Source organism: Sphingomonas sp. PP-F2F-G114-C0414 (assembly GCF_003688595.1).
GTDB lineage: Bacteria > Pseudomonadota > Alphaproteobacteria > Sphingomonadales > Sphingomonadaceae > Sphingomonas.
Window position 1 is genome coordinate 546,133 of record NZ_RCWT01000010.1, and the last position, 20,548, is coordinate 566,680.

At 64.7% G+C, this 20,548-nt stretch carries 19 protein-coding genes and 1 other annotated feature; of the genes, 10 read left to right on the top strand and 9 right to left on the bottom strand.

Annotated features, from left to right (window positions below; translation table 11 throughout):
- Nucleotides 1-52 precede the first annotated feature (52 nt).
- From C8J47_RS07470 to C8J47_RS07480, 3 genes are all read left to right on the top strand, one after another.
- Nucleotides 53-868 (top strand): RNA methyltransferase, encoded by an 816-nt coding sequence (locus tag C8J47_RS07470; RefSeq protein ID WP_121885111.1) that lies wholly within the window; start codon nucleotides 53-55, stop codon nucleotides 866-868.
- Nucleotides 869-1,012: 144 nt separating this feature from the next.
- On the top strand, nucleotides 1,013-2,458 hold the full coding sequence (locus C8J47_RS07475; RefSeq protein WP_121885112.1) for a L,D-transpeptidase family protein: 1,446 nt from the start codon (nucleotides 1,013-1,015) through the stop codon (nucleotides 2,456-2,458).
- Between the two features lie 10 nt (nucleotides 2,459-2,468).
- On the top strand, nucleotides 2,469-2,801 hold the full coding sequence (locus C8J47_RS07480; protein WP_121885113.1) for a hypothetical protein: 333 nt from the start codon (nucleotides 2,469-2,471) through the stop codon (nucleotides 2,799-2,801).
- Nucleotides 2,802-2,881: 80 nt separating this feature from the next.
- On the opposite strand, the gene C8J47_RS07485 is transcribed toward C8J47_RS07480, so the two are convergent.
- From C8J47_RS07485 to C8J47_RS07505, 5 genes are all read right to left on the bottom strand, one after another.
- Entirely contained in the window at nucleotides 2,882-3,607 is a 726-nt protein-coding gene (locus C8J47_RS07485; protein WP_121885394.1) for a 3'(2'),5'-bisphosphate nucleotidase CysQ, read from the bottom strand.
- A 5-nt stretch (nucleotides 3,608-3,612) separates the two neighbouring features.
- Nucleotides 3,613-5,526, bottom strand: coding sequence for a sulfate adenylyltransferase subunit CysN (gene cysN, locus C8J47_RS07490; protein ID WP_121885114.1), 1,914 nt, complete (start codon nucleotides 5,524-5,526; stop codon nucleotides 3,613-3,615).
- The gene (gene cysD, locus C8J47_RS07495) at nucleotides 5,526-6,452 is read right to left on the bottom strand and encodes a sulfate adenylyltransferase subunit CysD (protein ID WP_121885395.1); all 927 of its coding nucleotides are present in this window, start codon (nucleotides 6,450-6,452) and stop codon (nucleotides 5,526-5,528) included. The genes cysN and cysD overlap by 1 nt, the downstream gene beginning before the upstream one ends.
- Nucleotides 6,453-6,522: 70 nt before the next feature.
- Nucleotides 6,523-8,007, bottom strand: a complete 1,485-nt coding sequence (locus tag C8J47_RS07500) for a SulP family inorganic anion transporter (RefSeq protein ID WP_121885115.1) — start codon at nucleotides 8,005-8,007, stop codon at nucleotides 6,523-6,525.
- 71 nt (nucleotides 8,008-8,078) lie between these two features.
- Nucleotides 8,079-8,134 (bottom strand) — a sequence feature (sul1 is cis-regulatory element that is thought to sense ions involved in sulfur or methionine metabolism; They are found in Alphaproteobacteria).
- 173 nt (nucleotides 8,135-8,307) lie between these two features.
- Nucleotides 8,308-8,751, bottom strand: a complete 444-nt coding sequence (locus C8J47_RS07505) for a DUF488 family protein (protein ID WP_121885116.1) — start codon at nucleotides 8,749-8,751, stop codon at nucleotides 8,308-8,310.
- A 73-nt stretch (nucleotides 8,752-8,824) separates the two neighbouring features.
- Here C8J47_RS07505 and trmFO point away from each other — a divergent pair, with 73 nt between their 5' ends.
- Nucleotides 8,825-10,192, top strand: a complete 1,368-nt coding sequence (trmFO, locus tag C8J47_RS07510) for a methylenetetrahydrofolate--tRNA-(uracil(54)-C(5))-methyltransferase (FADH(2)-oxidizing) TrmFO (protein WP_121885117.1) — start codon at nucleotides 8,825-8,827, stop codon at nucleotides 10,190-10,192.
- On the opposite strand, the gene C8J47_RS07515 is transcribed toward trmFO, so the two are convergent.
- Nucleotides 10,128-10,598, bottom strand: a complete 471-nt coding sequence (locus C8J47_RS07515) for an EF-hand domain-containing protein (RefSeq protein ID WP_121885396.1) — start codon at nucleotides 10,596-10,598, stop codon at nucleotides 10,128-10,130. The two genes, trmFO and C8J47_RS07515, sit on opposite strands and share 65 nt — an antisense overlap.
- 65 nt (nucleotides 10,599-10,663) lie before the next feature.
- Entirely contained in the window at nucleotides 10,664-11,311 is a 648-nt protein-coding gene (locus C8J47_RS07520) for a squalene/phytoene synthase family protein (RefSeq protein ID WP_121885118.1), read from the bottom strand.
- Nucleotides 11,312-11,420: 109 nt separating this feature from the next.
- On the opposite strand from C8J47_RS07520, the gene C8J47_RS07525 reads away from it, so the two are divergent.
- From C8J47_RS07525 to C8J47_RS07535, 3 genes are read left to right on the top strand one after another with little or no spacing between them, the layout of a single operon-like run.
- A complete protein-coding gene (locus tag C8J47_RS07525; protein ID WP_259467426.1) occupies nucleotides 11,421-11,984 on the top strand; it encodes a TadE/TadG family type IV pilus assembly protein in 564 nt (187 codons plus the stop codon).
- Nucleotides 11,981-12,523, top strand: coding sequence for a TadE/TadG family type IV pilus assembly protein (locus C8J47_RS07530; protein WP_056048777.1), 543 nt, complete (start codon nucleotides 11,981-11,983; stop codon nucleotides 12,521-12,523). The genes C8J47_RS07525 and C8J47_RS07530 overlap by 4 nt, the downstream gene beginning before the upstream one ends.
- Nucleotides 12,524-12,548: 25 nt before the next feature.
- Nucleotides 12,549-13,922: a TadE/TadG family type IV pilus assembly protein gene (locus C8J47_RS07535; protein ID WP_082470718.1), complete on the top strand. Its 1,374-nt coding sequence runs from the start codon at nucleotides 12,549-12,551 to the stop codon at nucleotides 13,920-13,922.
- A gap of 22 nt (nucleotides 13,923-13,944) precedes the next feature.
- On the opposite strand, the gene C8J47_RS07540 is transcribed toward C8J47_RS07535, so the two are convergent.
- Nucleotides 13,945-15,372: a pyruvate dehydrogenase complex E1 component subunit beta gene (locus C8J47_RS07540; protein WP_121885120.1), complete on the bottom strand. Its 1,428-nt coding sequence runs from the start codon at nucleotides 15,370-15,372 to the stop codon at nucleotides 13,945-13,947.
- Complete coding sequence (pdhA, locus tag C8J47_RS07545) at nucleotides 15,372-16,424, bottom strand: pyruvate dehydrogenase (acetyl-transferring) E1 component subunit alpha (protein ID WP_183129047.1); 1,053 nt, start codon at nucleotides 16,422-16,424, stop codon at nucleotides 15,372-15,374. The genes C8J47_RS07540 and pdhA overlap by 1 nt, the downstream gene beginning before the upstream one ends.
- Nucleotides 16,425-16,896: 472 nt before the next feature.
- Here pdhA and C8J47_RS07550 point away from each other — a divergent pair, with 472 nt between their 5' ends.
- Genes C8J47_RS07550 through C8J47_RS07560 form a run of 3 tightly spaced genes read left to right on the top strand, consistent with a single transcriptional unit; the run spans nucleotide 16,897 to nucleotide 20,515 of the window.
- Nucleotides 16,897-18,249 (top strand): MFS transporter, encoded by a 1,353-nt coding sequence (locus tag C8J47_RS07550; protein WP_121885121.1) that lies wholly within the window; start codon nucleotides 16,897-16,899, stop codon nucleotides 18,247-18,249.
- Nucleotides 18,246-19,166 carry a cysteine synthase A gene (cysK, locus tag C8J47_RS07555; protein WP_121885122.1) on the top strand — a complete coding sequence of 307 codons (921 nt, stop codon included), beginning with the start codon at nucleotides 18,246-18,248 and terminating at the stop codon, nucleotides 19,164-19,166. Before C8J47_RS07550 ends, cysK begins: the two co-directional genes overlap by 4 nt.
- Nucleotides 19,163-20,515: a cell wall hydrolase gene (locus tag C8J47_RS07560; RefSeq protein ID WP_259467427.1), complete on the top strand. Its 1,353-nt coding sequence runs from the start codon at nucleotides 19,163-19,165 to the stop codon at nucleotides 20,513-20,515. Before cysK ends, C8J47_RS07560 begins: the two co-directional genes overlap by 4 nt.
- Nucleotides 20,516-20,548: the final 33 nt, after the last annotated feature.

The following is a 20,548-nucleotide window of genomic DNA, read 5'->3' on the forward strand; positions in this document are numbered from 1 at the left end:
CGTGTTTACAAACCCCTCCCCCAACCCCTCCCGCAAGCGGAAGGGGAGCTAGATGCCCCGCGAGATAACCGCCTTTTCGAACCCGCTGATCAAGTACGTCCGCGACCTGCGCGACAAGCGGCATCGGCGTGCGGCCAGGCAATTCCTCGCCGAGGGCCTGCGCATCCTGACCGAGGCGCGCGAGACCGGCCGTCTCCCGCGCACTTTGTTCTACGCCGCGGCCAGCGCGAACCACCCGTTGGTGCACGCGCTATCGATGGACGTCGAGGATGCGGGCGGCGATTCGATCCAGACCACGCCCGACATTCTCTCGAAGCTGTCGGGCAAGGACAACCCGCAGGCGGTAGTCGGCGTGTTCGACGAGTTCGACGCGACGCTCGACGACCTCGACCGCACCACGTCCGGCATCTGGCTGGTCGCCGAGCGACTGCGCGATCCGGGCAATCTCGGGACGATCCTGCGCACCGGCGATGCAGTCGGCGCGGGTGGACTGATCCTGATCGGCGAGTCGGTCGACCCCTTCTCGGTCGAGGCGGTCCGCGCGAGCATGGGCGCGCTGTTCACGATCCCGGTGGTCAAGACCGAATGGGAAGCGTTCCACACCTGGCTGCGCACCGGTCCGGGTCAACTTGTGGGCCTCAGCCTCGATACCGACACCGAGTATCGGTCCGCGACCTATGTCGGCCCGACCTTCCTGCTTACCGGTAACGAAGCGCAGGGCATGCCGTCCGAAATGGCCGAGGCCTGCGATGTGCTCGTGAAGATCCCGATGCTCGGCAAGGCGGACAGCCTCAACGCGGCGGTCGCGACCGCGGTGATGGCGTATGAAGTGCTCGCCCGGCAGGAAAAATCCGCCACTTCTGCCTGAGCCGGCTAAATTGGCCCGATTGGCGATGCTTAGCGAGTCCGGTTCAGCTATGGGTGGGGTGCGTCGTGCTAAAGCATCGACGAGATACGGGTAGACAGGATGAGTATGGCGCGCGGTTTGGATGATGGACGAGTGAAGAGCGGCATGGTCCGGCTGGCGCTGACGGCGGCACCGCTGCTGCTGGCGACGCCCGTGTTCGCGCAGGTGACGCCGCCGCCGATCGTTCCCACGGTGCCGGCGGTCGTCCCGACGCTCGCACCGCCGGTGATCACCGTGCCGACGCTGAGCGACAAGCAGGCGACGCAACTCGACAAACTGCTCAACGGTGACATCGTCGCGCAGGGGCTGAAGTCCGCCGCTACCGCGACGACGATCGCGCCGAGCAAGGACGAACTGGTCCGCGCGGCGCTCGATCATGCACGCGCGGTCCATGCCGGCCGCCTCAGCGAAGCCGATTTCCAGAAGGACTGGGGCCTGCGTCCGCCTGCCTATGATCCGACGCCGGCGTTCGCCGATGCGGTGCGGCAGGACCGGATCGCTGCGTGGTTCGCGTCGTTGCCGCCGCCCTATGCCGGCTATGACGGCCTGCGAAAGGGCCTCCAGAATTATCGCTCGATCGCTTCGGCGGGCGGATGGCAGACGCTGGCCTCCGGTCCCGACTTCACGATCGGCGCGAGCGGACCCCGCGTGCTCGCGCTGCGCAAGCGACTGGCGGTGGAAGACAAGGACGTCGATGCCAACGGCGACAAGTTCGATGCGCCGCTGCTCGAGGCAGTGCGTCGAGCGCAGCGTCGCTATGGCCTGAACCCGAGCGGGATCGTCTCGACCCAGACGCTCGCCGCGCTTAACGTGTCGGCGGGCGATCGCGTGCATCAGATCATGGCGAACATGGAGCGCTGGCGCTGGCTGCCACAGAACCTGCCACGCGACCGGATCCAGGTGAACATCGCCGCGGCCGTGCTGACCGTGTTCGACGGCGACGTCCCCGTGCAGTCGATGCGCGCGGTGACCGGGCGCCCGGGCGACGAGACGCCGATGCTGTCGTCGACGATCCACAGCATCGTCATCAATCCGCCCTGGAACGTGCCGACCTCGATCGCGACCAAGGAATTGTGGCCGAAGGAACGCGCCAACCCCGGCTATTTCAAGCGCAACGGCTTCAAGGTGATCGGCGGGACGCGGTTGCAGCAGCAGGCCGGCGACCAGAGCGCGCTTGGCCGCTTCAAGTTCGACTTCCCCAACGACTATTCGGTCTATCTCCATGATACGCCGAGCCGCGCCAAGTTCGCAAGCTTCAGTCGGCTTTCGAGCCATGGCTGCGTACGCCTTGAAAAGCCTGCCGAACTTGCCGACCTGTTGCTGAAGGGCGACCCGACCTGGACGCCCGAGATGGTCGATGCCACGGTCGCGAAGGGCGATACCGTCCGCGCGCCGCTGATCAAGCCGGTCTCGGTCTATCTGCTCTACTGGACCGCGTTCGCCAGCGGCAACGGCCAGATGAATTTCCGCGCCGATCCCTATGACTGGGACGGCATCCTCGCTTCCAAGATCGAGGCGCGCACCGCACGCCAGACGATCGCCGCTCGCTGAGAGACACGCCATGACGATATCCCGCACCCGTACCGCCATCGCCGGTGGCCTGCTCGCCGCGATGGCGCTGGCCAGCTGCTCGCGCTCCGAGCCAGAGCAGCCGCCGACGGATACCAACATGGTCGAGGATACCGGCGTGACCGAGACCGAGGCGGCCCCTGCCCCGGTCGAGGCTGCGCCGGTCGAGGCCGCCCCGCCCGCGCCGGCGGTGGTCGAACCGCCACGCGAGAAGCCGATCACGCCCGACGAGCAGATGCAGGACGACGCAGACGCGACCGGGATGACCGCCCGCGTCAACCGCGACGATGCACCAGCGACCAACGACGCCGAACCGCAGCAGTAGTTCGTTCTCCTGCGGACGCAGGAGCCTAGGGTAACGGGCGTTGACGCCTGTGATCCTGGCTCCTGCGCGAGCAGGAAAGGTCAGGCTGCCATCGCCGCCATCACCCGATCGCGCAGCGCGACGGGGCAGATCAGCAGGTCGGGCATGTAGACATCCCGACAATTATACACGAGTGGCGAGCCGTCGATCCGACTGCAATGCAGCCCGAACGCCTTCGCCACCGCGACCGGCGCGGCGGAATCCCACTCATACTGGCCACCCGAGTGAAGGTAGATGTCCGCCTCGCCGCGGACTACCGCCATCGCCTTCGCACCTGCCGAGCCCATCGGGATCAACGTAGCGCCTAGCACCTCGGCGACCTTCACCGCCTCCGATGCCGGACGGGTCCGGCTGACGACCATCCGCAGCGGATCGCCCGGTGGCGGCACCGGAGCAGGCTGGTCGGAGCGCAGCACCAAGCCCAGTCCCGGCAATGCGACAGCACCAACCGTTGCGATCCCGTCGATCGCGAGCGCGACGTGTACAGCCCAGTCGTCGCGCGCCTCGCCATATTCGCGCGTGCCATCGACCGGGTCGACGATCCACACGCGCGACATCGCCGTCCGCGTGCCGTCGCAGCGACGTTCTTCCGACAACAGACCGTCGTCGGGCCGCGCATCCTGCAGCGCATGGACGAGGAACGCGTTCGCGGTCTCGTCGCCCGCCTTGCCGAGCGCACCCGGCGAGAACACGCCCGAGCGGCGCACTTCAAGCAGCAATCGGCCCGCCGTCTCCGCCAGATGCGCGGCGAGCTCACCGTCGGTCATCGCGTTCATGGGATCAGCATCGCGACGATCGCATCGGCCGCCTCGTCGGGAGTCATACCCGTCGTATCGATCCGGATTTCCGGGTTCGCCGGCGCCTCATAGGGCGAGTCGATCCCGGTGAAGTTCGCCAGCTTGCCCGCGCGCGCTTTCGCATAGAGCCCCTTCACGTCGCGCCGTTCGGCCTCGGCGAGCGGCGTGTCGATGTGCACCTCGATGAACTCGCCCGGCGCGATCATCTGCCGCACCATCTCACGTTCGGCACGGAACGGCGAGATGAACGCGGTGATCACGATCAGCCCGGCATCGGTCATCAGCTTGGCGACCTCGCCGACGCGGCGAATGTTTTCGACCCGATCGGCATCGGTAAAGCCGAGATCGCGGTTCAGCCCGTGGCGGACATTGTCGCCGTCCAACAGGAAGGTGTGCCGGTTCATCCGGGCGAGCTTCATCTCGACCAGATTGGCGATCGTCGACTTGCCCGCCCCCGACAGTCCGGTGAACCACAGCACCGCCGCCTTCTGGTTCTTCAGGCTAGCGTGTGCCTCACGGCCGATATCGGTTGCTTGCCAGTGCACGTTCTGCGCGCGCCGCAGCGAGAAGTGCAGCATCCCGGCCGCGACCGTCGCGTTGGTGATCTTGTCGACCAGGATAAACCCGCCGAGCTGGCGATTGTCGGCATAGGGTTCGAACACCAGCGGCCGGTCGGTCGACAGGTTCGCGACACCGATCGCGTTCAGTTCCAGCGTCTTGGCAGCAAGCCGCTCCATCGTGTTGACATTGATCGCGTATTTCGGCTGCTGGATCGTCGCGGTCACGGTCTGCGTCGCGAGTTTGAGCCAATAGGAGCGCCCCGGCAGCATCGCCTCGTCGGCCATCCACACGACCGTTGCCTCGAACTGATCGGATGCCTCGGGGGGCGAGTCCGCTGCGACAATTACGTCGCCGCGTGAACAGTCGATCTCGTCTGCCAAGGTCAGCGTCACCGACTGCCCCGCGACCGCACGCGGCAAGTCCCCGCCGAACGCGACTACGCGAGCGATCGTCGATATCCGCCCGCTCGGCAACACGCGTACGGCGTCACCCGGCGCAATCGATCCGCTGGCGACCAGCCCCGAAAAGCCGCGGAAATCGAGGTTAGGCCGGTTCACCCACTGTACGGGCATCCGGAACGCGCCCGCCTGATCCTCGCTGACGTCGAGCGTCACCGTGTCGAGATGGTCGATAAGCGTCGGCCCATCATACCAGGGCGTATTGGCGCTCGAACTTGTAATGTTGTCGCCCTTGAAGCCCGAGATCGGCATCGGCGTGAAGCCGGCGATCCCGATCGACTCCGCGAACGTCGCATAATCCGCGACGATCCGATCATAGGTCGCTTGCTCGTAGCCGACGAGGTCCATCTTGTTGACCGCGAGCACGAGGTGCCGGATGCCGATCAGATGCGCGAGATAGCTGTGCCGCTTGGTCTGCGTCAGGACGCCCTTGCGCGCATCGACCAGGATCACCGCAAGATCGGCGGTCGACGCGCCGGTGATCATGTTGCGCGTATATTGCTCATGCCCCGGCGTATCGGCGACGATGAACTTGCGCTTCTCGGTCGAGAAATAGCGATAGGCGACATCGATCGTGATGCCTTGCTCGCGCTCGGCAGCGAGCCCGTCGACCAGCAACGCGAAGTCGATCTCCTGGCCTTGCGTGCCGACCTTCTTCGAATCGCTTTCCAATGCGGCGAGCTGATCCTCGAAGATCATCTTAGAGTCGTACAGCAAACGGCCGATAAGCGTCGACTTTCCGTCGTCCACCGACCCGCAGGTGATGAACCGCAACAAGCTCTTGTGCTGATGCTGGAGCAGATAGGCGTCGATGTCCTCGGCAATGATGTCCTGCACCTGATAGGCGGACTCCTGCGTGCGCGTAGCCATCAGAAATAGCCCTCCTGCTTCTTCTTCTCCATGCTCGCCGAGCCCGCATCGCGGTCGATCGCGCGGCCCTGGCGTTCGCTGGTGGTGGTCAGCAGCATCTCCTGAATCACCGCGGACAGGCTCGCTGCCTCGCTCTCGACCGCGCCGGTCAGCGGGTAGCAGCCTAGCGTGCGGAAGCGGATCGAGCGTTCGACCGGCACCTCGCCGGGTTCCAGCCGGAAGCGATCGTCGTCGACCATCAGCAGCATCCCGTCGCGCTCGACGGTCGGGCGCGGCGCGGCGAAATAGAGCGGAACGATCGGGATGTCCTCGAGCTGGATATACTGCCAGACGTCCAACTCGGTCCAGTTCGAGATCGGGAAGACGCGGATGCTCTCGCCCTTCGCTTTCCGCGCATTGTAGAGGTTCCAGAGTTCGGGGCGCTGTTGCTTGGGATCCCAGCGGTGATGCGCCGCACGGAACGAGAAGACGCGCTCCTTCGCACGGCTCTTCTCCTCGTCGCGCCGCGCGCCGCCGAACGCCGCATCGAAGCCGTGGAGGTCGAGCGCCTGCTTGAGCCCCTCGGTCTTCCACATATCGGTGTGCAGCGCGCCGTGGTCGAACGGGTTGATCCCGCGCGCCTCGGCCTCCGGGTTCTTGTAGACGAGCAGGTCCATGCCGCTCTCGGCCGCCATCCGGTCGCGCAGATCGTACATCGCCTTGAACTTCCACGTCGTATCGACGTGCAGCAGCGGGAATGGCGGTGGCGACGGATAAAAGGCCTTCCGCGCGAGATGCAGCATCACCGCGGAGTCCTTACCGACGCTGTAGAGCATCACCGGACGCTCGCACTCGGCCACCACCTCGCGCAAAATATGGATGCTCTCCGCCTCGAGCCGCTGGAGATGCGTGAGCGACACGGGGCCGGTATCTGAAGTTTTCGTCATCTCCTCAGACGTAGGGCGTCGGGGCGGCGCGTACAGCATCGTATTTCTCGCCCGCCCCCAAGATCGAGCATTACCCCTCGAGCGGATCCAGCATCAGCGGGGCATGCCGATCGACCAGCGTCGCGCTCGCCGTGTTGAGGCCGATGACCTCGACCTCGCGGCCGTGCCGGCGGAGCTTATCGACGACGGTTTCGAGCGCGCCGACCGCGGTGACGTCCCAAAGATGCGCGTTGGTCAGGTCGATGCGAACGGCGTGCGCGCTTTCGCGCAGATCGAAGCGATCGGCGAAGATATCGGCGCTGGCGAAGAAGATCTGCCCGCTTACCCGGTAGATACGCGTGTCGGTTGCCACGTCGTGATCGATCGCGACGTCCATCAGCCGGGTCACCTTCCACGCGAAGAACACGCCGCTGAGCAGCACGCCGACGCCGACGCCGAGCGACAGGTCGTGCGTCGCGACGGTGACGGCGACGGTCGCGACCATCACCACGCTCGACATCTTGGGGTGCCGCGCGAGGTCGCGGAGCGAGCCCCAGGAGAAGGTGCTGATCGACACCATGATCATGATCGCGACCAGCGCCGCGACCGGCACCTGTGCGACCCATGGCCGCAGCGGGACCATGACGATCAGCAGGAACACGCCTGCGACCATCGTCGAGAGCCGCCCGGTGCCGCCATAGCGGACATTGCCGACGGTCTGGCCGATCATACCGCACCCAGCGATGCCGCCGAACGCGCCGGCCGCGATGTTGGCGAGGCCGAGCCCGGTGCACTCGCGCGCTTTCGAGCTGGTGGTCTCGGTGAGTTCGTCGACCACGCTGGCGGTCATCATCGATTCGAGCAGGCCGACCGCGGCCATCGCGAACGCATAGGGGGCGACGATCCGTAGCGTGTCCCACGTCAGTGGCACGTCGGGCAACCCGAACGACGGCAGCGAATCCGGCAAGCGGCCGAGATCGCCGACCGTCTTCAGCGGCATCGGAAACCACATCGCGATCGCGGTAAGCACGACGATGCAGATCAGCGGCGACGGGATCGCGCTGGAAATCCGCGGCACTAGGTAGATGATCGCGAGGCCACCGGCGATCATCGCATAGGCCTGCCAGCTGACACCCACCATCTGCGGCACCTGCGCGGAGAAAATCAGGATCGCGAGCGCGTTGACGAAGCCGGCATGGACCGATTTCGAGACGAACCGCATCAATATGTCGAGCTTGGCGAGCCCGAACGCGATCTGGAGCGTGCCCGCCAGCATCGTTGCGACGAGCAGATATTGCAGGCCGTGCGCGTGGACGAGCGCGGCGGCGACGAGCGCGACGGAACCGGCCGCGCCGGAGATCATCGCCGGGCGGCCGCCGGCGAACGCGATGACGATGCCGATCACGAACGAGGCGAACAGGCCGACTTCGGGATCGATGCCGGCTACGAACGAAAAGGCAATGACCTCGGGGATCAGCGCGAAGGTGCCGACCATGCCGGCGAGAACGTCACGGCGCGCAGCCGTGGGACCGCTGAACCATTCGGCTCGGTAACGAGAAAGTGATAAGGATGTCATGAATGTATCCGCATAGGACGCACGAACTGCGGCGCTGTCTTGGCAGCCGGTTCACTTCAGAGGCGTCGTTGCGTTGTCCGGCGGATCGGCGGCCGGAATAGCCACCCGGAATTGCACCGGGTCCAGGGCGAATGGGGATCCGTTAGCGGAGCAGGTGCTGCATTGCAACATTCGGCCCATGACCCCTGCCCGTCATCCTGACGAAAGTCAGGATCCAGAGCCATGTACGACAGTCCGCAGTTACTCTGGATCCTGACTTTCGTCAGGATGACGGAGCGTGTGAGGCCAGTCCGACCCGGCCTACGTAAACAGATCCACGATCTCGGCCCCCTCGCCCACTGCCTGCAACAGCAAGGTCCGGTGGCAGTGACATGGGTCCCGCTCGTAACACAGGAGTGCACTCGGCTTTTCCGCGGCCAGCCCGAGCATGATCGCTGCCGCCGCCTGAGCCTCGGGCAATTCGAGTTGCTCGTCATACACCGCGGTCAGCGTCGCGACGTCGCCCTTCTTCGCCGCATCGCGCCCGCGCTTCGGCGTTCCTAGTGCCTTCAGATGCACGTAATCGATCTCGACCTCGCGCAACGCCGCGGCAAGCGAGGTCTTCGAGAACCCCGGCCGCCGCGATAGCGGGAGTGCGCGGACGTCGATCACGCGCTGCACCCCCGCCGCCTTCAGCGCCGCCAGGAAGTCGGCCATTGTTGTGGCCTCGTAGCCGATCGTGAAAATCTTTTTGGGGTTCGTCATGTAGGCGAAGTGGGATTGCACCGCCGACACGACAACCGCTGACACGACAGGCGTCTCGCGCTATCTGGCCGGGATGACTCACGATATCCATGTCATCGGCGGCGGGCTCGCCGGCTCCGAAGCCGCCTGGCAACTCGCAGAAGCCGGCCTCAAGGTGCGCCTTTCCGAAATGCGCGGCAGCGGTGAAGAGACCCCTGCGCACCAGACCGCCGGCCTTGCCGAACTCGTCTGCTCGAACAGCTTTCGCTCGGACGACGCGGAGAGCAACGCGGTCGGGCTGCTCCATCAGGAACTCCGGACGCTGGGCTCGCTGATCATGCGGCAAGCGGACATCCACCGCGTTCCCGCCGGCTCGGCGCTCGCCGTCGATCGCGACAATTTCTCCGCCAGCGTGACGGAGGCGATTGACCAGCATCCGAACATTACCCTGGTGCGCGAACGCATCGACGCACTGCCGGACGGCCCGACGATCATCGCCACCGGTCCCCTCACCGCCGCGTTGCTCGCCGCGGGAATCGGCGCGGAGACCGGTCGCGAGGCGCTCGCGTTCTTCGACGCGCTCGCGCCGATCGTCCACCGCGATTCGATCGACATGGACACCGCGTGGTTCGCGTCGCGCTGGGACAAGGGCGAGGGCAAGGATTACATCAACTGCCCGATGGACAAGGACCAGTATCTCGCCTTCCATCAGGGCTTGATCGATGGCGAGAAGACCCCGTTCAAGGACTGGGAGAAGGACACCCCCTATTTCGACGGCTGCATGCCGATCGAGGTGATGGCGGAGCGCGGCGTCGACACGCTGCGCTACGGCCCGATGAAGCCGGTCGGGCTCGACAACCCGAAGACCGGACGCTGGCCGCACGCCGTCGTCCAGCTTCGCCAGGATAACGCGCAGGGCACGCTCTGGAACATCGTCGGCTTCCAGACCAAGATGAAGCACGCCGACCAGGTCCGCCTGTTCCGGACCATTCCGGGTCTCGAGAACGCTGAGTTCGCGCGACTAGGCGGCTTGCACCGCAACACGTTCATCCGCTCGCCCGAACTGCTCGATGAGACGCTACGGCTGAAGTCGCGCCCGAACATCCGCTTCGCCGGCCAGATCACCGGCTGCGAGGGCTATATCGAGAGCTGCGGGATCGGCATGCTCGCGGGACTGTTCGCGGCCGCCGAACTGACCGGCAAGACGCTGACGCCGCCGCCCTACGCTACCGCGCTCGGCGCGTTGCTCGGCCACATCACGGGTGGCGCCGAGGTCGAGACGTATCAGCCGATGAACGTGAACTTCGGCCTGTTCCCGCCGATCCCCGGTCGGACGAAGAAGACCGATCGCAAGCGAATGTACACCGATCGCGGTCGTGCAGCACTCGCGGAGTGGCTCAACTCTCCTCGGCAGCAGGCTGAGCCGGTGGACAATTCACCCGAGCTGGCCCCTTTCGTTTGACCGCTGTCGTGGCAAATTCGGGTGCGGTCATCGTGCCCGATTTGTCACGGTCCGCGTCGGCGAACTTGGTCGTCGCCTTTACCGCCCATTCGTCGAACGACAGCTTGCCGTCGCCGTCCACGTCCAGCCGCGCGTAAGCCTTGCGTCGCTGGACCAGATATTCCTCTCGCGTGATCTTCGAATCGCGATCCTTGTCGTAGCGATCGAACCGCTTCTGCTCGCGAGTCTTGTCGGTCGCTTCGGGGGCGGCGTCGGGTAGCGGATCGCTGGCGACCGCCGCGCCGCCGACCTGCGATATCGGTTGCGCGGGCAGCAGCGGCCTAGGTCGTGCGTCGCCGTTGAAAAACACGAACCCCGCGACGATCAACGCGATCACCGCTGTCCCGCCCGCCAGATACCGCCACATCGCCGCCGCCCCCATTGTCCCGGCCGTACGCTAGGCCTCGCAGGCGGCGATCCCCATACGATTGGTCAGTATCCGGTCAGTCTATGCCACGCCAGCCGCCCGACCCGCTTCGGGCTGCCCGGCGGCGCGGACGATGCCGAAATGTCGAACCGCGCCGACAGCGCAAGGGCGCCAAGCGCGCGCGCTTTGACGGGCCAGCGGCGATGCAATGCCGCGTCGAGTGCCTCGCCTGCCCGCGTGCGTGCTAACGCACGACTGGGCGCGTCGCTCAACCGCTGCGACAGATCGGCGAGCGCCCAGCCCTCGCCCGCCAGCCCGATCCGCGAATCCGTCACCGACAGCATCAAGCCCGCCGACTCGAACAACCGCCGCCCCCGATCGCGCGCGAACCGGTCCACGGCTGCCGCATCGAGCACGGGCTCCAACAAAGCCTCCCAGCCATCGATCATCCCCGCCAGCTTCGCCCCCGACACGCCCACCGGCAACACGCACGCCTGGAGTGCGGTCAACACCGGTTCGGCTGGCGCAGGGGCGGTATCGAGCCGTCCCAGCGCCTCGTACCACCACGTCAGCCGCATCTGCCCGACCAAAGGCTCGCGTGTCGTCCGCAGGATTCCGGCGAGCGTGTCGTCTAGAGCGAACAGCGCTTCCAGGGCTGGGCGTTCGGGTGAGTCGGCATAGCCCATCGCCAGCCGAAATTCAGGTTTCGTCATCGGGTTTCCTACGCTTTACGCCGTGGTCGATGCCGGATGAGCCAACCGCAGCGTAAACATTCCTTAAGTCGCGCATGCGATACGGATTTCGGGTGGATGCAGATCAGCTATGACGATGCTTTACGACGATATGCCGGTACGGCGCCAGCTATCGCGGCAGGCTTGGGCAGCGATCGCCCACGACACGCGTGGCTCGCCGGCGATCGAGTTCGCCATCGTCGCGCCGATGTTGATCGCGCTCCTGCTCGCGATCACCCAGATCGCGCTGTTCTTCTTTGCCCAGCAAAATCTGGAAACCGTCGCGGAGAACTCCGTGCGCAAGTTGATGACCGGCAACGCGCAGCAGGCCAACATGACCCAGGCCCAGTTCAAGAACGCGGTCTGCGCGGACCTTCCGCGTTTCATGAAATGCGCGAACCTTATGATCGATGTTCGTACCGCGAACTCATTCTCGGATGCCAATACGGGTGTGCCCACGATCACATACGATTCGACGGGCAAACCAACGAATCTTCAGTTCGCGCCCGGCGGCGCGGGCAGCATCGTCATCGTCAAGACGATGTACGTGTGGGACGTCGCCGATGGACCGCTCGGCTTCGACATCTCGAACATGTCGAACAACAAACGACTGCTGATCGCCACGTCGGTCTTCAAGACCGAGCAATACGCGTGATCGGCGCGCTTCTGGGCAGGCTCGCGCGTGACACGCGGGGTGTCTCACTCATCGAGTTCGCGATCTCGCTGCCATTCCTGATCCTGCTTTTCACCGGCAGCTTCCAATTGAGCGATGCAGTGGCGGCAAATCGCAAGGTCACCATGGCGACCCGGACCATCGCCGATCTCACCTCGCAATACACGGCCGTATCCGATTCAGACCTCGATACCATCCTGAATGCCAGCCAGCAGGTCTTGGCGCCCTATTCTGCAGATGCCGCGACAATGACGGTGACGCTGGTGAAGACGGACGCGCTGTCCCGGTCCACGGTCGCCTGGAGCGATGGGAAGAATACCACGGGTCTCAGGCCGTGTTCCGCCTTCAACCTGCCGCTTGCGATCAAGCAGGCCGGCACATCGATGATCGTTGCGCAGGTAGTCTATAAGTATAAGCCGACGTTCGGCGCGACCTATATCGGCATGATACCGCTGACCGAAACGATCATCATGAGTCCGCGTGGATCCACCACGATCACATACTCGGGCCCGTCATGCTAATGCTCCCGAAAACCGGTGTAACATCATGAAGATATCCTTCAAATCCTCAATGCGGCGGTTGATGGGAGATCGGCGCGGTAACGTGCTGATGATCATGGGATTTGCGACAATCCCGATGGTGTTCGCAACGGGCATGGCGATCGATTACTCGGGTGCCGCGCGGCTTCGTACCAAGTTGAACGCCGTCGCCGACGCGGCCGCTCTCGCTGCGGTCACCACGCCGATGATGAGCCAGACGAGGGAAGCAGGCGCGCTTGCCGCCTACACCATGTTCACGTCGCAGGCGTCTAACATCAAGGGATTGGAATACACCGTAACCTCTCCGGTGATCACGTCGACCGCAACCGTAGCGTCGTACGACTATGGCGCGTTCAAGATCGTCATCACGCAGACCAATTCCACCGGAATCAATCGCACCGCGGTCGTTAGCTACAAGGCGCGTTCGCAGAACAGCTTCGCCGGTGTGCTGGGCATGGCGACGCTGCCGATCAGCGGATCCTCGACGACGAACGCGAAGGTCGCACCGAACATCGACTTCTACGTGCTGCTCGACACGTCGGGATCGATGGCATTTCCAGCGACGTCCAGCGGGATCACCCAGTTGCGATCGCTGACCGGCGGCTGCGCATTCGCGTGCCATTCGACCAATGACGCGACTGCGCGGTCCAAGAATGGATCATACACCGATTATTACGGCGTCGCGCTTTCCTACGGTATCCCGCTGCGCGTCGATGAGGCTCGCAAAGCTGTGCAGTCTATGATGGCGCAGGCGACCCAGACATCGGCTAACAACAACGCCGATTATCAAGCCGCGATGTACACGTTCGCGGCGGCCGATCCTCGAGCCCCCAACAGCTTCAAAATGCTGGCAAGCCTAACTGATAATCTTCAGTATGTTTCGGATAGAGCGGCGCAGGCCCAGACATCATTATATTATAACAACGGCTGCCCGACCAAAGGTTTTTGCAATAACGATGCCGATACTGGATCGAGCGATGCCTTTGTGAAGATGAATGCCCTCATGCGCCTTCCCGGAAACGGAACCAATGTCCTAGGCGACAGGCCTCAAGGGATCATGTTCGTCATCACGGACGGTATGCGTGACGAGCAACGGGCATCGGGTGTTCCCGAGATCGCATTCGACACCTCATGGTGTGCTGCCGTCAAAGCCAAAGGTATTCGCGTTGCGATCCTCTATACCGAGTATCTAAAAATGTCGATGGATGGCGACGCGTGGTCCCAAGCCAATGTCGTGCCCTATCTGAGCCAAGTCGAACCCGCGCTACAGAATTGTTCGTCCGACGGGCTTTACTACAAGGTCACGACCGACGACGATATTTCGACTGCTCTCAATCGCCTCTTCTCGCAAGCCGTGTCCACCGCCCGCATCACGCAGTAGGCGGTGGACACGAGAAGCGTTATTACTTGTACGTAACCTTCTTCACCGCCTTCACGACCTTCGCGACATCGACCAGCATCAGCTTCTCAAGATTTGCCGCATAGGGCATCGGTACGTCTTCGTTCGTCACGCGCAGCACCGGCGCGTCGAGGTCGTCGAAGCCGTGCTCCATCACCACCGACACGATCTCCGAGGCGATCGAACAGGTTGCCCAATTCTCTTCGACGATGATCATGCGGTTGGTCTTGGCGAGGCTCTTCAGCACCGTCTCGGTGTCGAGCGGGCGCAGCGTGCGCAGGTCGATGACCTCCGCGTCGATGCCCTCTTCGGCCAGCTTCTCGGCGGCTTCCAAGGAAATGCCGACGCCGATCGAGTAGCTGACGATCGTCACGTCCTTGCCCTCGCGGACGATCCGCGCCTTGCCGATCGGCAGGACGTGGTTGTCGAGCTTGGGGACGTCGAAGCTGCGGCCGTACATCAGCTCGTTCTCGAGGAACACGACCGGATCCTCGGTGCGGATCGCCGCTTTCAGGAGGCCCTTCGCGTCTGCCGCGTCATACGGCGCGATCACGATCAGGCCGGGAACGCTCGCATACCACGCCGCGAAATTGTGCGAATGCTGGGCACCCACTCGCGACGCCGCGCCGTTGGGACCACGGAACACGATCGGGCAGCGCATCTGGCCACCCGACATGTAGTTGGTCTTGGCGGCCGAGTTGATGATGTGGTCGATCGCCTGCAACGCGAAGTTGAAGGTCATGAACTCGACGATCGGGCGGAGGCCACCCATCGCCGCGCCCGCACCGATGCCGGCAAAGCCGTATTCGGTGATCGGCGTGTCGATCACGCGACGGTCGCCGAACTCGTCGAGCAGCCCCTGGGTTACCTTGTAAGCGCCCTGATACTGCGCGACTTCCTCGCCCATCACGAAGACGCGGTCGTCCTCGCGCATTTCCTCGGCCATCGCATCGCGCAGCGCTTCGCGGACGGTCGTCTTGATCATCTCGGTGCCCTCGGGGATCGCTGGGTCGGAGATGCCGACCTTCTCGGCCGACGCGACGAGCTGCTGCGTGCCGCTCTCGGCCTTGGCGGGAGAAGCACCTTCGGGAACCGGTGGCGCCTTGTCGTCCGACGGCGTTTCCTTCGGCGCGGCGTTGGCCGCCTCGCCGGAGCGTGCTTCCGCGGGCTTCTGGTCGCTCGCGCTCTCACCCTCTTCGAGGATCGTCGCGATGACGGTGCCGACCTTCACGTTGTCGGTGCCCTCGGCGACGGCGATCGAACCGATCGTACCTTCGTCGATCGCCTCGAACTCCATCGTCGCCTTGTCGGTCTCGATCTCGGCGAGGATGTCGCCCGACTTGACGCTGTCGCCTTCCTTGACGAGCCACTTGGCCAGCGTGCCCTCTTCCATCGTCGGGGAGAGCGCGGGCATCTTGATCTCGATCGCCATCAGTACTTCTCCACCAGAACGTCGGTGTAGAGCTCGGCAGCATCCGGCTCCGGGGTCTGCTCGGCGAAATCGGCGGCTTCGTTCACGATTTTCCTGATTTCCTGTTCAAGGGACTTGAGGTCCGCCTCGGTCACGCCCTGCGCGTCGAGCAGCTTCTTCATGTGATCGATTGGATCCGACTTGTCGCGGACCGCCTGGACCTCGTCACGCGTGCGGTACTTCGCCGGATCGGACATCGAATGGCCACGGTAACGGTACGTCTTCATCTCGAGGATGACGGGGCCCTTGCCCGCGCGGACCCACGCCAGCGCTTCCTCAGCGGCACCGCGGCAGGCCAGCACGTCCATGCCGTCGACCTGGATGCCGGGAATGCGGAAGCTCTCGCCGCGGCGATACAGCTGGTCCTCGGCCGAGGCGCGATTGACGCTCGTGCCCATCGCATACTGGTTGTTCTCGATCACGAAGATGATCGGGAGCTTCCACAGCTCGGCCATGTTGAAGCTCTCGTACACCTGGCCTTGGTTCGCGGCGCCATCGCCGAAATAGGCCATGCAGATGCCGCCGTCGTTCGAGTATTTGTGCTTGAACGCGAGGCCGGTGCCGAGCGATACCTGCGCACCCACGATGCCGTGGCCGCCGTAGAATTTATGCTCGGTCGAGAACATGTGCATCGACCCGCCCTTGCCCTTCGAGATCCCCGAATTGCGCCCGGTCAGCTCGGCCATGATCACCTTCGGGTCGATCCCGTAGGCGAGCATGTGGCCGTGATCGCGGTAGCCGGTGATCACCGAATCGGTCTCGCCGTTGAGCGCGGACTGCAAGCCGACAGCGACGGCTTCCTGGCCGATATACAGATGGCAGAAGCCACCGATTAGGCCCAAGCCATAGAGCTGACCCGCTTTTTCCTCGAAACGGCGGATCAGCAGCATCTGCCGATACATTTCGAGCAGTTCGTCCTTGGTGGCTTCGTACGGCTTTGGTTCTGCCGGTCGTTCGCGATTCGTAATCGGCGGTTCGGCGATTGCGCGTGCTGGTGGGGGGGTCTTGGCCACGATGTGGGAAACCTCGTTTTCCGTAGGGGAGTTGAGGGAGCCTATAGGCGCGGACGGGGCGGAACATCAATTCCCGTCTGGGGTATGTCGGTTTGGGAGGTGTGGGATGGGGCTTTCTGCCTGCATTTTTCGCGGCCGCCCTTTCCCAGCAGGCCACCTCCCCGGCGGAGGCCGGGGCCCAATTAGTGAGGTTGCAGTAACGATGCGCATCACTCAGTTGGCGACGTCCCCCAATTGGACCCCGGCCTTCGCCGGGGTGGTGATACCGGCGGAGAAATGGTGGCAGGGGCATGTCTGCCAACGGACGGTGTCTCCCTCCTCCTTGTTCTCCCGCGAAGGCGGGAGCCCAGACTGGGCTCCCGCCTTCGCGGGAGAACAAGGGGCACGAGCGGTCCTGGCTCGGGCCACTATCCCCAGCCCAAGCAAAGCTCCGGTTGCCCTCCCCTCGCACCACCGCCTAAAGCCAACCGCAATGGACTCCACCGCAGACCCCCGCCAGCATCCCTTACGGATCGCCAATTTCCGCGCCTATTGGCTGTCCCGCTTCACCGGCACCATCGCGGTCAGCGCGATGTCTATCGTGATCGGGTGGCAGGTCTACAACATCGCCCGCGAGACGATGGACATCCGCCAGGCGGCCTTCATGCTCGGCATGATCGGGTTCGCGCAGTTCGTGCCGTTGTTCCTGCTCACCCCGATCACCGGCCTAGTCGCAGACAGTTTCGACCGCCGCTGGATCGTCCGCGGCACGACCGCGCTGCTCGTGCTCACTGCCGCGACATTGTGGTTGCTGACCTGGACCGGCCACCTCACGCTCGGCGTTCTGTTCGTGGCTGCGGTCGCGTTCGGCGTCGCCCGAGCCTTCTCCGGTCCAGCCTATTCCGCGCTCGCCCCCAACCTCGTCCCCCGCGCCGTCCTTCCGACCGCGATCGCGATCAGTTCGATCGCGTGGCAAGTCGGCACCATCGCGGGCCCCAGCGTCGGTGGCCTCCTCTACGCGATCCACCCGGAGGTCGCCTACGGCGTCGCGACGATCCTGTTCGTCGTCGCGCTCCTCTTCATGTTCCTGATCGGCCCGGTGCCTCAGCCCGCCGCGCAGACCGATCACCGGCCCCTCGCCCGCATAATCGAGGGCTTCACCTATGTCCGCCGCAACCGCCTCGTGCTCGCGACGATCACGCTCGATCTGTTCGCGGTGCTCCTCGCCGGCGCAACGTCGCTGCTCCCGGTCTATTCGCGCGACATCCTCCACGTCGGCTCGCAAGGGCTAGGCGTTCTCGCGGCGGGCATGGGGATCGGCGCGGCGGTGACGGCAATCTGGTTCTCGGTCCGCCCGATGAGCACCAATGTCGGCGTGAAGATGCTAATCGCCGTCGTCGTGTTCGGCCTCGCGATCCTGACCTTCGGCGTCGCCACGCCGATCGTAACCCTGCTCGGCATCGCCCCGGGCATGATCGCCGGCATCCCCGTCCAGCCTGCCTTCGTCCTCAGCCTCGTCGCGCTGATCGTCGCGGGCGGCGCGGACATGATCTCGGTCTATGTCCGCCAGTCGTTGATCCAGCTCCACACCCCCGACGCGATGCGCGGCCGCGTCAGCGCGGTGTCGCAGCTCACCATCTCCGCCTCGAACGAACTCGGCGAATTCGAGAGCGGCGTGATGGCGTCGCTGCTCGGTCCGGTTGGCGCGGTGGTGTTCGGCGGCGTCGGTGCTATTGCGATCACGATCGGCTGGGCGCGACTGTTCCCGGAACTCAAGGCGGCCAAAACCTTTGACCCGCCTGAGATGTTAGAGACCGAACCTCAGCACGGAGAAGCCAAGCCATGAAGGCCAACTCGATCCTCGATACGATCGGCAACACGCCGCACGTCCGCCTGTCGAAGCTGTTCCCCGAATCCGAAGTCTGGGTGAAGTCCGAGCGTTCGAACCCCGGTGGCTCGATCAAGGACCGCATCGCGCTCGCGATGATCGAGGCAGCCGAAAAGGACGGCCACCTCCAGCCCGGCGGCACGATCATCGAGCCGACCAGCGGCAACACCGGCATCGGCCTGGCGCTCGTCGCGGCGGTGAAGGGATACAAGATCGTCCTCGTCATGCCCGAGAGCATGTCGATCGAACGCCGTCGCCTGATGCTCGCATACGGTGCGACCTTCGACCTGACTCCCCGCGAGAAGGGCATGAAGGGCGCGATCGAGCGCGCGAAGGAACTCGTCGAGCAGACGCCCGGCTCGTGGATGCCGCAGCAGTTCGAAAACCCTGCGAACATCGCTGTGCATGTCTCTACGACTGCACAGGAAATCCTCGCCGACTTCCGTGACACGCCGATCGACGTGATCATCACCGGCGTCGGCACCGGCGGTCACATCACGGGCGTCGCCGAGGCGTTGAAGAAGGAATGGCCGTCGCTCAAGGTCTACGCGGTCGAGCCCGCCGCGTCGCCGGTGATCGCTGGTGGTCAGCCGGGGCCGCACCCGATCCAGGGGATCGGCGCGGGCTTCATCCCGGTCAACCTCCACACGCAGGCACTCGACGGCGTGATCGAGGTCGACGCCGCGGTGGCGAAGGACATGGCGCGCCGCTCGGCGACCGAAGAGGGCATGCTGGTCGGCATCAGCTCGGGCGCCACGCTCGCAGCGATCCTTCAGAAGCTTCCCGATCTGCCTGACAACGTTCGGGTTCTCGGGTTCAACTACGACACCGGCGAGCGCTATCTGTCGGTCCCGGACTTCCTGCCCGAACAGTGACACAGCCTGAGTCCGCGCGCGGCGCATCATCCTCTTCCGCGCGCGGGTTTACCGCGTTGCATGGCATTCTGACCGGCATCGCCGGGCTGGCGATCGTCGGTCCGGCGTTGGTCGTCGCTAATGCGCCGGTTATCGTCCCGGCCAAGCGCATGGCGCTGCCGCGGCAACGCGTCGTGCCGAAGGCCGAGATACCCCAGGTCGAACCGTTGAAATTCGTCGACCTGACGCCAACCGACGCCCGCGCCTTCAACGCGACCGTCCCGTTCTCGACCGAGCCCAATCCGGCGGCCAAGCCGTTCCGCTTTGCCGGTGCGCCGGACGACCTCGCGCGGGCGACCGACTGTATGGCGGCAGGGATCCTCTACGAAGCCGGCGACGACACGCTCGGCGAACGCGCGGTGGCGCAGGTCGTGCTCAATCGCTTACGCCATCCGGCCTTCCCCAAGACCGTGTGCGGCGTCGTGTTCGAAGGACAGGACCGTAGCACCGGCTGTCAGTTCAGCTTCAGCTGCGACGGCGCGATCACGCGTTGGCACCCGACCGAGGACGCCTGGCGTCGTGCGCGCGAAGTCGCCACCGCGGCGCTCGGCGGCGCGGTGTTCAGCCAGGTCGGCTATGCCACGCATTACCATACCGACTGGGTCGTGCCCTATTGGCAGTCGAGCCTCGACAAGATCACCGCGGTGCACACGCATCTGTTCTTCCGCTGGTCCGGCTGGTGGGGCACACCGGCGGCGTTCGGCCGCCATCCCGAAACCGTCGAACCGGTCATCACCCAGCTTGCCAGCCTGTCCGACGCGCACAAGACCGGCGCGGCCTTCGACGAGGCCCAGGCGGCGTTGGCCGAAGCCTCCGCGGCGATGGGGTTCGTCACGGCCGCGGATTCGGATGACGCTGGCGCCGATGACGCCTCCGCGCGGCGCATCGACGCGGATACCGTCGTGGTCGTGTTCCCGCGCGGGCAATCGCCGGACACGCTCGTGACGGCTGCGACGCAGTCGTGCGGCAACCGGTCCTTCTGTCGGTACATGGCATGGCTCGACGGCACGAAGGTGCCCACGTCGCTGCCGCTCGACACTGCGCAGATGACCTCGCTGACGTTCAGTTATCTGCGCGATCGGTCGAACGGCTATGAACGCGCGTTGTGGAACTGCCGTGAGTATAAGCGCCCGGATCCGTCGCAGTGCCTCCAGCCGCCGGGAACGAAGATCGCGGCCCCACCGCCTGCGACACCAGATGCCGCTGCCAAGCCAGCCGTAGCGACGGATCTCAACGGCGTGAGGCGGAAGCCCGCGGCTCCGTCCGATCCAGTCGCACCGGCACCGAACAAAGCCGGCGCCGGTCAGTAAGTCAAAAAAGCCTGAAGGCAGTCAGCAGGTCGA